Source organism: Streptomyces sp. NBRC 109706 (assembly GCF_000974485.1).
GTDB lineage: Bacteria > Actinomycetota > Actinomycetes > Streptomycetales > Streptomycetaceae > Streptomyces.
On record NZ_BBOM01000004.1, the window covers coordinates 532,621 to 547,186 of the forward strand.

A 14,566-nucleotide genomic window follows, 5' to 3' on the forward strand; every position below is an offset into this window, starting at 1 on the left:
TGGCCGCTGGGCGCGGGGCGCCGGCTGCTGCCCGTGCTGGGGGTGTTCGTCGGGCGCGGGTTAGGGGTCACCGGGGTGTGCGTTGTGGGACGACTGCCGTGTGCCGCGCGCTGGCCGTTGAGCGCTGGCGCTGCTTGCCGGGCGCGGGTCACGGGCCAGCGGGCTGTGCGCTCCCGAACTGGTGTCGGCCGGTGCGCGCGTGGTGCCGGCTGCTCCCCGTGTTGGGGGTGTTCGTCGGGCGCGGGTTAGGGGTCACCGGGCTGTGCGCAGCGCGCTGAAAGCCGTGGCCGGGCGGTATGGGCAACGGGGCTGGCTGCTGTGCGCTCTCTGACCGGCGTTGGCCGCCGCGCGGCGGCCAACGCCGCGCCGCGCGCCGCGCGCCGCGTGGACCGGCGGCCGGTGGCCAACGGCGCGCGGCGTGCGCTGCTGGGGTGTGGTGGGTCAGTGCGGGGTGAGGCGTAGGAGGGTTGCGGTGTAGGGGGTGGGGAGGGGGACCGTGAGGGTGGCGGTGGGTGGGGTCCAGGTTGGGGTGGGGGGTGGGGGAGCGCTGGTGTGGAGGGTTTCCAGTTCGACGGGTCGGCCGCGCAGGGCGGGCAGGGGGAGGGTTTTCTGCGGCTCGGTGCCTTCGCGGCGCCAGATCGAGAGATAGGTCCGGTCGCCGTGGCGCAGTCCCAGGGCCGTCCAGGGGTCGTTCCAGCCGGGGAGGCCGAGCGGCCAGAAGGGCACCGCGTGGGGCAGGTCGCCACGGATCGTCCGGTAGACGTCGAGGGCCCGGCGGACCTGGGTTCGTTGGGCGGGGGGCATCCGGTCCAGGTGGCCGGAGAGGTGCACGCGTCCCAGCAGCGCGCCGGCCAGGGCGAACGCGTTCTCCTCGGCGCTGAACTCCGGCTGCGGGTAGGCCCAGACCGCGCCCTGCTCCGGCGGCACCGCCGTCGGAGCGGCGGCGGCGATCGGAGGGTAGCGGCGGTGGTCCTGCTGGTCGCTGGTGGACTGGAGTTGGACCAGGGACAGCAGCGCGCCGTCCATCCGCATCCCGCCGGAGGCGCAGTTCTCGATCACCAGCCCCGGGTGGCGGTCCAGGACCGCGCCCAGCCAGCGACGGTGGGCTCGGGCGTGGCCGAGGAGTCCGGCGCCCGGGGCGGAGGCGCCGCCGCCGTCGGTACCCGGCGGCACGCTGATGTTGTAGTCCAGCTTGAGATAGCCGACGCCCCAGTCGTGGACCAGGCGGTCCACCGTCTCGTCCAGGTGCCGCACCGCCGCGGGATGGCGTAGGTCCAGGTGGTGGCGGCCGTGTTCGCGGATCCGCACCCCGTCCCGTCGGAAGAAGGCATCCGGGGGCAGGGTTCGGGTCAACGGGCTGCGTACGCCGACCACTTCGGGCTCCAGCCACAGCCCGGGCACCATGCCGTGGGCCCGGACGCGGCCCAGCACCTCGTGGATGCCGCGTTCGCCGGGGAAGCGGCCGGCGGCGGGGCGCCAGGCGCCCACGGCGTCCCACCAGCCGTCCGCGTCGTCGTCGTACCAGCCGGCGTCGATCACGAAGTACTCGGCGCCGACGTCGGCCGCCGCGTCGATCAGCGGCAGCAGTTTCTCGGTGCTGGGGTCGCCCATCAGCGTGTTCATGAAGTCGTTGAAGACGATCGGCAGGGTGGTGTGGTCCCGGTGCGGGCGGCGGATCAGTCTGCGGTAGCGGGTCAGCGCGGCGAACGCGGCGTCCAGGCCGCCGTCCTGGCCGCCGTCCTGGCCGCCGTCCTGGCCGCCGTCCTGGCCGCCGTCCGTGACGGCGATCGACGTCGGTTCGGTGGTGAACGCGTCGCCGGGCGCCAGGAGTTGGCGCCACTGGTGCTCGGTGTCGCTGGCGCCCTGGAGCGCGAGGTAGGTGGCCTCCTCCCGTTCGCCGACCTCCCAGGACCAGCCGCCGGTCGAGGTCTCCACCTGCCACAGCCAGCAGCGGCCGTCGGCGGCCGTCAGCGCTCCCATGGGCAGTCGCCCGTCCGTGGACCAGCTGCCGCGTCCGCTCACTGCCAACCGGCCCCTGCTGTCCCGCTCGTGCAGCCGGCGTCCGAGGTCCGGCAGGTGGTCGCCCAGCGGTTCGGCGCGCCAACGGCACTCCGCCAGCCAGTCGTTGTCCGCCCGGTGCACCGTCAGCTCCCGGGGCGAGGGCAGCCCGCCGAGGGACAGGGGGACGACGGCCAGCAGGGTCACCGGGGTCGCGCCCTCGTTGCGCACCTCGGCCACCGCCCGCACCACGGGCAGCCCGTCCGGTGAGGAGAGAACGAGGTCGACGGCGAGGCCGCCGGCGGGGTCGGCCAGCGAGAGGCGCAGCCGGTGCCAGGCCCCGTCCCGTTCGGCGTGGTGCCCCACCAGGCGCAGTCGGCCGCCCAGCGTCGTCTCGATGGAGCGCTGTCCCGACCAGTCGCCGCCGTCTCCGAGGGCCAGCAACTCGACGACGGGGGTGGCCTGTTGGAGCGGGCGGGCCGGTGCACCCGGTGGGCCGAGCCGGACGGTGCGGGTGGTGCCGTCGGCCGCCGTGGCGAACTCGACGGCGAGGGCCGCATGGCCCCAGCGCACGGGGGCGGCGGGTTCGGCCGGGGGAACGTGGGACACGGTGCTCTCCTGGTTGGGGTGTGGGGCTCAGCCGGCGCGGAGCCAGACGCGCATGGCGCCCTCTGACCTGTTGGCCCACAGGTGGTAGGGGATGGCCAGCAGGGGCACCGTTCGGGCCGGCTCCGGCGGTTCGTGCGCGGCGGGGCCGTAGGGCCACCAACCCTCGGGCGGCGGCGGGGCGATCCGGCCGGTGAGGCGCAACACCGTGGCCCCGCCGAGGAGTTCGGCGCGGTGTTCGGCGACGGGGCGTTCGTCCCCGGGCACGACGATGTCGGCCAGGTCGACGCCGGGCGGCTGGTCCGTCGCCTCCAGGCAGTAGACCAGTGGGCCCCGTTCCAGCGCGAGGCAGCCGCGCAGGGCGTCCACCCGGGGCGGTGGGGTGGTGCGCCGGACGGTCAACGGCAGGTCCAGCGTGATCCGTTGGCCCGGCCGCCAGCGGCGGGTGAGCCGCAGCCAGCCCGTCTCGGGGCGGGCCAGTGCGACGCCGTCGAGCAGGACCTTCCCGGCCCAGGCGGGGACGCGCAGCGCCAGCGTCCACTCCCGGTCCGCCGGGGCCTCGACGACGGTCACGTCGATCCGCCCGTCCCAGGGGTAGTCGGTCGCCACGGAGACCCGGCCGCCCCCGGCCGCCCAGCTGCCGGTGGCGTACTGGTGCAGGACGAGCCCGTCGGCGTCGCCGGTCGCGGCATACGTCGGCAGCGCGGCCAGCAGCCGCATCACGTTGGGCGGACAGCAGGCGCAGCGGAACCAGGGCGTGCGGCGCACCGTCTGGTCGCCGGTCCGCTCCTCGTGGCCCGGCCTGACCTGGAGCGGGTTGACATAGAGCCAGCGGTCGCCGTCCAGCGCCACGCCCGCCAGAAAGCCGTTGTAGAGGGTCCGTTCGACCAGATCGGAGTAGCGGGCCTCGCCGGTGAGCAGCGCCAGGCGCCAGCCGAACTGGATGGACGCGATCGCCGCGCAGGTCTCCGCGTAGGCCCGGTCCGGCGGCAGCTCGTACGGTTCGCCGAACGCCTCGCCCTCGTAGCGGGAGCCGACGCCGCCCGTCAGATGGGTCTTGGTGGCGGCCATCGACTCCCACAACCGGACGGCGGCGGCGGTGAGTTCGGCGTCCCCCGTCTCGGTGGCCACGTCCACGACGCCGGCCAGCAGGTAGAGCTGGCGCACGGCGTGGCCGGTGACGGTCTCCGCCCGGCGGACGGGGAGGTGGTCCTGCCAGTAGGCGGCGCCGGGGGAACGGTCGTGTCCCCGGTCGAAGCCGGCGTCCAACAGGCCGTGGCCGCGCCGGTCGACGAGGGTCGCCGCCAGGTCGAGCCAGCGTCGTTCGCCGGTCTCCCGGAACAGCTCCACCAGCGCGGTCTCGATCCCCGGATGCCCGCACACCCCGCGCAGCCGGCCGTCGGGGCCCAGCACCTCGTCGATATGGGCGGCGAACCCGGTGGCCACGGCGAGGAGTTCGGGGCGGCCCGTGGCGCGATGGTGGGCGACGGCGGCCTGGATCAGATGGCCCGCGCAGTACAGCTCGTGGCCCCAGCCCAACTCCCGCCAGCGCAGCTCGGGATGGCCGACCTGGTAGTAGGTCTGGAGGTATCCGTCGGGCTCCTGCGCCGCCGCGACCAGCGCGACCAGGCGCTCGACCTCGTCCGCCAGGGCGGCGTCGGGGGCGTCGGCCAGCTGCCAGCAGGCGGCCTCCAGCCATTTGTGGACGTCCGAGTCCTGGAACTGGAAGTCGCCGTGGAATCCCTCCCGCGCGGCGTCCGACGACGGCGCCGCCGCGGCCCGCAGATTGGCCAGGTTGCCGGCGGCTTCCAGCCGTCGGGGCCCCTGGGCGATGCTCGTCGCCGCGTTGACCTGTCGCCTGGCGGCCCAGAAGCCGCCGGTGACGCGTGCCTCGTCCGGCGGCGACTGCCGGGCGCAGGAGCCCTCGGTGCGGCGTATCGGGCCCACGCTCATGGTCGGTTCCTCTCCTGGGGCCCGGCTGTCCAGGGCCGGGGGCGGTTGCGGTTGCCGGTGCGGTGGCGCTTGCGGACCGGCATGATAGTAATCGTTTTCTACGGTAACGGTAGGGCGGCGCCGGGGCGCCGGGCAAGGGGAGGACGGATGCGGACGCTGGACACCGGCCCGGTGGGGCGGGGCGGCTGGACGCTGCTGCTGGTGCACGGCTGGGGGAGCGACGCCGAGGACTGGCGCCCCCTGCTGCCCCGACTGACCCGCTGGGCCCGGGTGGTGGCCCCCGACCTGCCCGGCCACGGCCGGCCGGGGACCCGGCTCGGGCGCGGCCCCCTCACCCCCGTCGCCCTCGCCGACCGGCTGGCCGCGCTGCTGCGCGGGCTCGGCACCGGGCCGGTGGTCGCCGTCGGGCACTCGCTCGGCGGGCAGCTGGTTTCGGCCCTCGCGGTGGCCCACCCGGAGCTGGTCAGGGGCGTCGTGGTGCTGGCCCCCGCCTACGGCGGCGACCCGGCCGACCGTCCCCGCATCCGCGCCGAGCAGCGGGAGCTGCGGCGGCGCGGCAGCGGCTGGGCGGTGGACTTCGTCGCGGGCGCCTTCGGCCCCTCGGCGCCGGAGGGGCTGCGGGACCGCCATCGGCGGCTGATGGCCCGAATGTCACCCGAGGTACTGGCGCGTTACCGGCACGGTCTCTATCTGGCGCCCGGCGCGTTCGGGCTGCGGCCGGCCACCGAGGCGTTGCTGCGCCGTCGCCGCTGCCCCGTGCTCGCGGTGCACAACGTGCCGGCCGCCGCTGCGTGGGAGCGGGGCCTGTCGCGCCATCCCGCCTCGCGGGTCGAGCTGTGGCCGCGGTGCGGTCACTATCTGCACGAGGAACGGCCCGGCGCCCTGGCCCGGACGCTCGCCGACTGGTGCGCCACGCTGCCGCCGGTCGGTTGACGCGGGGCCGGGAGCCGGTTGACGCGGGGCCGCCGGCGGGTTGACGCGGCGCGGGCCTCAGCCGGATTCGCGGGTCAACAGCCGGTGGTGGCGTTCCCACTGGGCGCCTCGGCCGGTGCGTGGGGCCTGGCCGGCGAGGATGTCGGCGGCCGCGTCGACCGCCGCCCGGCCGAGGCCGCGCGGGTCCAGGTCGACCGTGGTCAGCGGGGGCGAGCTGTAGGCGCCCAGCTGGATGCCGTCCATCGCGATCACCGCGACGTCCTCCGGGATCGCGATCGACCGGCGGTGGAGTTCGTGCAGCACGCCCAGCGCCATCACGTCGTTGAAGACGAACAGCGCGTCGATCCCGGGGGAGCGGGCCAGCAGTTCGTTGACGGCCGTGGCGGCGCCGGCCGGGGACTCGTCGGCGCTGACCACCCCGCCCCGTTCGTCCCAGATCCCGCCGGCGCGGGCGAGGTCGGTGAAGATCGGGGCGCGGACGCTCGGGCCGCCGGTCGTGGTGCCGTCGATCATCGCGACCCGGCGGCGGCCCGTCTCCACGAACCGCCGTACCACCAGCTCCAGATCGTGCTCCACGGCGAACCGGAAGCCGGCGTCCGTGCTGGTGGGGTCCGAGATGTCCAGCTGGATCAGCGGGCCGGTGAACGAGGGCAGCGCCCCGCCGATCCCGGGCGGCAGATAGCCGATGACGGCGTCCACCTCGGGGGCCATGTCCCGCACCACGGCGGGGGCGTCCCGGCCGCCGGAGCCGACATAGCTCAATTGGAGGTTCCACTGGCGGCCGTGCACGGCGTCGATGACGCTCTCGGCGATCTCGGCGAAGAACGGGTTCCACAGCGAGCGGATCACCAGGCCGAGCGTGGTGCCCGAGCCCTGGACCATCGCGCGGGCGGCCCGGTTGGGCCGGTACCCCAGGAGGGAGGCCGCGCGCAGCACCCGGGTCCTGGTCTCCGCGCTGATGCCGGTCATGTCGTTCATGGCCCGGGTGACCGTCTGCCGGGAGACGCCGGCGAGACGCGCCACGTCGTGGATGGTGACCCGCCCCTCGGCGGCGGCCGTCCCGCCTTCAGCTGTGCTCACCCGCACATGCTAACGACCGCCCCCGCCAGCCCGTTCGGTGCACCGACGGGCCCGGCGGGGGCGGTCGCCGCCGGCGGGTCAGCGGACGTAGGCCAGCGTGCCGAAGCCGAGTTCGTCGAAGCCACCGCTGGTGGTGCCGTAGTCACCGCCGCCGCCCTCGGGGCTGTTGGCCCGGGCGATGGCATCCAGGTTGGGGGTGGCCAGGCCCCGGCGTCCCGCGTAGTGGTGGTAGACCCGCTCCCAGACCGGGCGGACCTGCCCGCGCCCCGCGGAGCTGATCACCGTGTGCTGCTGCGGCGCGCAGTTCTGGCCGGTGCCCCAGTGGTACGGGGTGAACGGGACGTCGTGGCCCAGGTTGTAACGGGCCACGTACTCGCTGGCCTTGAGGAAGCGGTTGTTGTCCGCGCCGTAGAGGTCGACGCCCTGGTTCCAGGCCATCTCGCAGATGGTGCCCATCAGCCCGATGCCCATGATGGTGTGGCCCTGGTCCCGGCCGCTCTCCTGCCACTGGGCCAGCTCGCCGTGGAGATGGGGCACGGCGTGCGGGAGCGAGCCGTTGCCCTCGCCGTTGTGGAAGTAGTCCACCGCGCGGTCGAAGAGGGCCTGGTCGTCGTTGAGGATGCCGAAGGACATGATCGCGGCCATGTTGCAGAGGTCCCAGTTGGCCCAGTAGTTGGTGATGCAGGCGTCGTTGTGGTTGACCAGGAAGCTGTCGCACAGCGGGTAGAAGACGTCCATCAGCATGGACTGGAAGCGGCCCAGGTCGAACCCGCCGTAGCCGCGCATGATCTCGGCGGCGTTGGCGAACTGGTAGCCGTAGAGCCCGGACGCCAGGAAGCGGTCGGCGTTGCCGGTGACCGTGGTGAGGGTGCCCGACCAGGCGTTGAGGATGTCGCGTGCCTTGTCGCCGTGGGCGGGGTCGCCGGTGATCTTCCAGCGCAGCGCGTTCTGGTAGGCGGCGTGCACGTCGTTGTAGAGCTGTGGGTAGTTCTGGCCGTCGCCGCCCCGGATGATGGTGGCGGTGGGGCGCTGGGCCCAGCCGGCCGAGGAGCGGCCGTTGGCGGTCAGCCGGTTCCAGCCGGACAGCCAGGGGTTGGTGCCGGCCGCGACCCGGTCGCTCATCCGGTCGAAGTCGGCCTGGGTGTGCAGCATTCCCGGGTGGGTGAAGGCCAGCGGGCGGACCGGGTCCGTGTCCGTCGCGGTGGCGGGCGGGCGGGTGGCCTGCGCGGTGTAGGCGAGGCCGCTGAGGGCGGCGGCCCCCGTGCCGAGCACCGCCGTCTTCAGCAGCCGACGGCGGCTGGTGGTGCCGCGCCCATGTCGTCCCTGCATGAGAGAACGTACCTCCGTGTGTGGGGGGTTGAGTGCCCGACATGGTGGCCGGGAACGTTCACGACGGTTACCGGCCGTGCGGTGATTGGAAAGTTTTCCGTGCGTGGGGTGGGGGTCGGTGATAGATAACGATTGTCTGTCGCATGGCTACCGTCGATGGCCGAGGCGGTGGCGAGCCCGGGTGCCGCGTGGTGTTTCCTTCGGTTCTGCCCGAATAGATGGCGGTAACTCCCGGCCTTCTGCAGGTTTTTCGTGTCGGGGTGGTTCTCGTCGAAGGTGAGTGCGGGTACCTTCCTCCGTCAGAAATCGATATCTGTCTCCATCGATCAGGAGCCGTGATGAACCCCATGCGAAGAGCGGTCCCCGAACCCCCGCCCCGGGCCCGGCCGCCCGTGCTGGTCGCGGCGCTTCTGCTGGCGCTGGTGGCCGGCCTGTTGAGCGCCGGCGTCACCGGCAGCGCCCGCGCCGCCGACCGGGGGGACAACGTGGACGTACTCGTCTTCGGCGACGAGGAGTCCGAACGCGACCACGGGCTGACGGCCCCCGACACGGTCGTGGAGACCGGTGGCTCGGGCGAACCCGCCCGCGTCGCCCGGCCCACCGACCCGCCCGGCATCCGCGCCGGCGATCTCACGTTCACCATGGCCGTCGACCCGAGGGCGCAGAACTACCTCACCGTCAAGTTCTGGGGCGGCGACACCACCACCGAGAAGACCCTCGTCCATGTCAACGGCGAACAGCTGGGCTACCGCCGCTCCGGGGACTGGGAGGCCGTCAACCCCGGCCACGCCAGCCCCGTACCCGACCGGCACTACTACGCCACGGTCCTGCTGCCGCTGTCGATGACGCAGGGCAGGGAGCGGGTGGAGATCACCCTGGCGTCCTTCTCCGGCGACTTCGCCACCCCGCTCACCGAGCCCTCGCGCGGCTTCTACCGGGCCTACACCCACACCGACCCGTCCGTCGACATCCGGGGCGAGGAGCTGCCGGCCGAGCCGCTGCCCACCTCGGTCGCCGACGAACTGCCCGCCGAGGAACGGCAGGCCCTGGTCGACGGCTACCAGCAGACGCAGATCGACAACTTCCACGCCATGTCGGAGACCGTCGACGCCGATCCGAACGCCCGGCTCAGCATCGAGCGTTACAAGGACGACCTGCGCTTCTACGCCACCGCGCTGACCACCGACTGGTCCCCGGCGGGGACCCCCGAGGAGCGGGCGGCGGCCCTGGACCGGATCTTCCGGACCATCGACAACTGGGTGATCAACTACTACGGCGACACCATGTCGCTGGGCAACGGCGGCCACCAGTCCGACTGGGGCGGCTACTACGGCGCGCTCGGCGAGGCCCTGTACATCGTGGAGAACCTGATCGCCGACGAGGAGATCCTGGGCCGCGAGGCGTTCGAGGCGTTCCTGGCCGAGCCGTTCGACACCGGCACCGAGGCGGGAGAGACCTCGCTGGCATCCGTCGACTGGGACGGCGGCGAGCTGACCAGGGGCGAGGCATGGGAGCGGACGCTCAAGGCGAACTTCGACTTCGCCCGCTCACGGCTGTCGTACATCTTCAACCAGGTGATGTACACCTATGAGGGCGCCTGGGAGGCGCATGAGGGCCTGCGCGTCATCGGCAGCGACTTCTACGAGGGCAGGGAGCGCAGCCACCGGATCGCCAGGGAGGCCCTGGGCCTGGCGCCCTTCCTCGGCGAGGAGGTCCTGGTCGGGCCCGACGGCCGGCAACTGGACCTGTTCCACTCGCTCTTCTACCACGACCGCACCGCCCGCTACACCGACGACTACCGGTCGGTCGTGATGAAGGGCCTGGCCACCAGCGCCCTGGACGAGAACGGTGAGATCGAGCGCCGCCGTCCGCTGGGCGACCACTACACCGCCATCACCCCGGCCGGCCTCACCCGCGAGAACGGCTATGTCGGCAACTACGGCGAGTCCACCAACTACCTCCCCGAGTGGTTCCACCGCACCTGGGGCCACCAGGGCGACGAGGAACTCAACGACGACATCCTGAAGTTGGCGCTCCGCAACCACCACGCCCGCTCCTTCACCCGCTACAGCGACACCGACGCCGACGGCAACCGGGTGATGCGGATGAACCAGGTGGTCGACGAGCGCAACACCGGCTTCCCGGGCAAGCTCGCCTACATCAGCGTGGACCGGCCGATGCACTACGCCTCGCTTGAGCACCACATGGCCGAGCACCCCGAGCGCTACGCCGGCGAGGAGTGGGAGGAAACCTGGCGCCACGCGGCCGAGGCGGTCGGCGCGATGCAGCAACAGCTCGCCGACCACCAGTACTTCAACAACTTCACCGGCTACGCCGCGAACAAGTGGCGTGAGGATCTGCGGCTCCCCGCCACCTACGCCTATGTCACCGGCGAACGCGCCGCACACGAACGCTTCGACGGCCGCACCGAGGCCGGGCTGGCGCTGCCCCAGACCGACTTCACCCGCTACACCGAGGAACAGCTCGCCGAACTCGCCGTCGACCCGGCCGACTACGAGCGCTTCGCCTGGGTGGACGTCGACAACGCCTTCGTCTCGCTGCGCGACGGCGACACCCGGATCTTCGGCGCGCTCAACGAGCGGCAGCGGGGCTACGCGGGCAACGGGCGGTTGCACGTCCAACGCGGCGACCACAACGCCGTCGTGCAGATCGAGACCGAGGGCGTCTTCCGGTACGAGGACCACTACGGCCGGATGGACAACATCGACGTCGACTTCATGGAGGACCAGCAGACCGGCGGCGCGGACGCGCCCCAGGCGCTCGCCGGCGAGATCGCGCCCATCACCCTCCAGCCGGGCGTCGGCGAGGTGCGGCGGGAGAACTTCGAGGCCGACCACGCCTATTCGGGCTACCCCGACCTGCTCACCGCGCAGTACGAGGACTACCTCTTCGCGTTCAACACCACCCGCGAGGAGTACGGCAACGAGACCGTCCACGAGGTCGCCGTGCCGCCCGGCACCGGGGGCCGGGTGCTGGACCTGGTGACCGGCGAACGGTTGCGGGTGCGCGGCGGCGCGGTCCGACTCGACCCGAACACCGCCGTGGTGCTGAAGCTCGACGACACCCGCAGGCCGGCGACCCCGGCGAACGTGGACTTCGTCCACGCCGTCGCGGGGGACGGCGAAGTGGCCCTCAGCTGGAACCCGTCGGCCGGCGCCGAGTCCTACACCATCCGGCGCGCCACCCGGGAGAACGGCCGCTACGAGACGGTCGCCCGGGGCGTCACCGACCTCCAGCACCTGGACGAGGGGCCGCGCGACGGCCGCACCTACTACTACACCGTGACCCCGGTCAACGAGCACGGCGCGGGCAACGCCTCCTACCGGGCGGCGGCCGAGGTCCCCGAGCCGGTCTCGGGTGAACTGGCCGGCTCCGGCTGGCGCGACGGCCGGCTCGGCTCGATCACGGCCGGCGGGGCGAGCGTCGACGGCGACACCGTGACCGTCACCGGCGGCGACGGCACCGGCCTGGGCGAGGGCGACGACTACATGCTCCACACCCGGGACATCGACGACGCGCTGCACTTCGTCCACCGCCCGCTGCTCGGCTCCGGCGGCGTCACCGCGCGGCTGGACGCGCACGAGGGCGCGGCCGGCGGGGTCATGCTGCGCGACAGCGCCGGCCAGGACACCCGTTACGACCGCTACGCCTATCTCGGCTTCGACGCGGCGGGCGAGCTGGTGTTCGCCAACCGCTCGCGGGACAGTCGACACGACTGGCAGGACGACGTCCGCAGCCCGTCGAGCGAGACGGTGGCGGGGATCACCGCCGAGTCCCACCCCTGGCTGCGGCTGACGCGGGACGTCGAGACGGGGTTTGTCACGGCGCTGGTCTCGGCCGACGGCACCGACTGGCGGGTCGTGGGGCAGCTGTTCACCCCGCTGCCCCGGGGCGTGCACGCCGGCGTGACGGCGGCCGGATCGGGCACGTTCTCCTCCGTGGACGTGGCCGGCACCGAGCAGGGGCTGCTCACCCCCTGGCTGCGACAGGAGGCCGACGAGGTCACCCTGGAGTGGAACAAGCCCAAGGACGCGGTCCGGTTCGAGGTCTACCGCACCGCCGACGCCGGGACCGCCGCCGGCGATCCGGGCGCCGACCCGGACGGCTGGGAGCTGCTGGCCGAGGGCCGCGCCACCACGGCGAGTGACCAACTCCGCGCCGGCGAGGCGCACTACCGGGTGGTGGCCAGGCTCGCCGACGGCGGCCACCGCACCTCGCCCGAGACGCTGACCGCCAGGGCCGAACCGCTGGCCGAGGTCATCGCCAGGGCCGAGGCCGTCCAGCGGGACGGCTACACCCGGGGCAGCCACTTTCTCTTCGCCGAGGAGGTCGCGGCCGTGGCCGGGGCCGCCGAGGAGCCCGACGCCGACCAGGCGGCGCTGGTCGACCGGGTCTACGCGGCCCATGAGCTGCTGGTCTCCGCCGACAGCCTCCTGGTGCCCGTTCCGGTGACGGAGGAGATGGTGCTGGCCTCGACGCCGCCCTGGGGCGACCCCGAGGGCAGCCCGGCGGCCAACGGCTGGCGGGCCTTCGACGGGGACGTGGCCACGTTCACCGACACCACGGCGGCCACCAGCTGGATCACCGTGGACCCGGGCGAGCAGGGGCCGTTGACCGTCGACGCGCTGCGCGTCCATCCCCGGTCAAGTCACGTGTCCCGCGCCAACGGCACGGTGGTGCAGCTCTCCGGGGACGGCGGGGAGAGCTGGGAGACCTTCCACACCATCGACGGCGTCAGCGAGGCGCGCTGGTACGGGACGACGTTCGCCGAGCCGGTGCGGGCTCCGCTGCTGCGGTTCCTGGACGAGCACGACGGCCGCTCCAACCTCGCCGAGATCGAGCTGCGCCGGCGGGCGGTCGACACCACGTTGACGGTCCTGCTGCTGGAGCGGGTCGACGGGCTCGACCGGGACGGCTACACCGAGGAAAGCCTGGCCACGGTGGACTCGGCGGCCGAGGCGGCACGCGCCGCCCTGGCGGCGGAGCCGCCGGAACAGGAGGCCGTGGACGCCGCCACCGACGCGTTGACGGAGGCCGTCGACGGGCTGGTGCCGAGGGGGAGTTGACCCGGCGCGTCCGGGATCGGAGCGGCCCGCCGGCATGCCGTGAACGGCGCCGGCGGGCCGCCCGCGGCTTGACCGGTCTCGGAACGCCACTTAGGTTCTAGCGTTTAGAGAACGATTTCTATAGCTGATCTGGAGGGGCTTCCCCCTGATGACAGAGCGTCCCTCGGTGCTGTTCGCGCTGGACCCCGTGCACCTTCCGCTGCTCTTCCCGCCGGACCTGATGGCCCGTCTCACCGCCACGGCCGATATCGACCCCACCGTCGTGGCCGACCTGCGCGACCCCGGGGCGCGCCGACTGCTCGGCGAGACCGAGGTGCTGATCACCGGCTGGGGCTGCCCCCCGCTCACCGTCGAGACACTGGACGCCGCCCCCAAGCTGCGCGCCGTGCTGCACACCGGCGGCTCCGTCAAGTACCTGCTGCCCGACGAGGGTTGGGAACGAGGGCTGCTGGTCTCCTCGGCCGCGACGGCCAACGCGCTGCCGGTCGCCGAGTACGCGCTCGGCATGATCCTGCTGGCCGGCAAGGGCGTCTTCCAACTGGCCGGCCGCTACCGCGACGAGCGGGGCTTCACCCTGGGCGAGGTGCACCCGCACGTGGGCAACGTCGGCCGCCGGGTCGGCGTCATCGGCGCCTCCCGCATCGGCCGCCGCCTGATCGAACTGCTGCGGCCCCACGACCTGGACGTCGTGCTGCACGACCCCTATGTGGACGAGGCGGCGGCCGCCCGGCTCGGGGTCCGCGCGGTCGGGGCCGCCGAACTCTTCCGGGAGAGCGATATCGTCACCGTCCACGCCCCCGCCGTCCCCGAGACCGACCACCTGGTCGACCGCGCCGCGCTCGCCTCCATGCGGGACGGCGCGCTGTTCCTCAACACCGCACGCGGCAGCCTGGTCGACCACCGAGCGCTCACCGCCGAGCTGGTCTCCGGGCGGCTCAGCGCGATCCTGGACGTCACCGACCCCGAGCCACTGCCGGCCGACTCCCCGCTGTGGGGCCTTCCCAACGTCCTGCTGACCCCGCATATCGCCGGCTCCCAGGGCAACGAACTCCGCCGCCTCGGCGGCACCGCCGTGGACGAACTGGCCCGCCTGGCAGCGGGCCACCCCCTGCACCACCGCGTCCACCGAGCCGAACTCCCCCACGCGGCGTAGCCCTTCCCGGGCGGGGCGGACGGCCCACCCCGGGGCGGGAGGCCCCGCCGGGCCCGGGGGCTGTCGCCGGCATCCGCGCACACGCTGGCGCGGCTTGGGGCCCTGGCCCGGATGGGGCTCGGGCCGGGGCCGCCGGGCGGGGCGGACGGTTCCCCGGGTGGGCCCTGGCCGTCGGGTCGGTGAGGGGTGGCGGGGCATGGCCGGATGGCTCCGGGGCGTGCGGGCGCCTGTGCGGTTCGGTTCAGCGGGGCGGACGGCCCGTCCCCGGGGCGGGAGGCCCCGCCTGGGTCGGGGTTGTTGCCGGCATCCGCGCACGTCGGCGTGGCCCCCCCGCCCCGGGCGTCGCCGCTTTCCGGTGGTGTGCGGTCGGCGCCCCGGCGGGGTGCTTCGCGCTCGCGTGTCGGCGTGGTGGGGTGGGCCGGCCGTT

7 protein-coding genes are annotated in these 14,566 nt (G+C 73.6%); 3 read left to right on the forward strand and 4 right to left on the reverse strand.

Features of this window, described 5'->3' with window-relative positions:
* Positions 1 to 441: 441 nt before the first annotated feature.
* Together AOM46_RS02045 and AOM46_RS02050 are read right to left on the reverse strand one after the other, a co-directional pair.
* Positions 442 to 2,607 carry an alpha-galactosidase gene (locus tag AOM46_RS02045; RefSeq protein WP_062204640.1) on the reverse strand — a complete coding sequence of 722 codons (2,166 nt, stop codon included), beginning with the start codon at positions 2,605 to 2,607 and terminating at the stop codon, positions 442 to 444.
* Between the two features lie 27 nt (positions 2,608 to 2,634).
* Positions 2,635 to 4,557, reverse strand: a complete 1,923-nt coding sequence (locus tag AOM46_RS02050) for a glycoside hydrolase family 127 protein (protein ID WP_062204643.1) — start codon at positions 4,555 to 4,557, stop codon at positions 2,635 to 2,637.
* A gap of 147 nt (positions 4,558 to 4,704) precedes the next feature.
* Between AOM46_RS02050 and AOM46_RS02055 the strand changes: the two genes are divergently transcribed.
* Positions 4,705 to 5,490, forward strand: a complete 786-nt coding sequence (locus AOM46_RS02055; protein WP_067225831.1) for an alpha/beta fold hydrolase — start codon at positions 4,705 to 4,707, stop codon at positions 5,488 to 5,490.
* Between the two features lie 57 nt (positions 5,491 to 5,547).
* Here the strand turns inward: AOM46_RS02055 and AOM46_RS02060 are convergent, their stop codons facing one another.
* Together AOM46_RS02060 and AOM46_RS02065 are read right to left on the reverse strand one after the other, a co-directional pair.
* Positions 5,548 to 6,570, reverse strand: coding sequence for a LacI family DNA-binding transcriptional regulator (locus tag AOM46_RS02060; RefSeq protein ID WP_067225936.1), 1,023 nt, complete (start codon positions 6,568 to 6,570; stop codon positions 5,548 to 5,550).
* 78 nt (positions 6,571 to 6,648) lie between these two features.
* Complete coding sequence (locus AOM46_RS02065) at positions 6,649 to 7,899, reverse strand: alginate lyase family protein (RefSeq protein WP_062204653.1); 1,251 nt, start codon at positions 7,897 to 7,899, stop codon at positions 6,649 to 6,651.
* A 347-nt stretch (positions 7,900 to 8,246) separates the two neighbouring features.
* On the opposite strand from AOM46_RS02065, the gene AOM46_RS02070 reads away from it, so the two are divergent.
* Positions 8,247 to 12,986 carry a fibronectin type III domain-containing protein gene (locus tag AOM46_RS02070; RefSeq protein WP_158920200.1) on the forward strand — a complete coding sequence of 1,580 codons (4,740 nt, stop codon included), beginning with the start codon at positions 8,247 to 8,249 and terminating at the stop codon, positions 12,984 to 12,986.
* 148 nt (positions 12,987 to 13,134) lie between these two features.
* Entirely contained in the window at positions 13,135 to 14,139 is a 1,005-nt protein-coding gene (locus tag AOM46_RS02075) for a hydroxyacid dehydrogenase (protein ID WP_062204660.1), read from the forward strand.
* Positions 14,140 to 14,566: the final 427 nt, after the last annotated feature.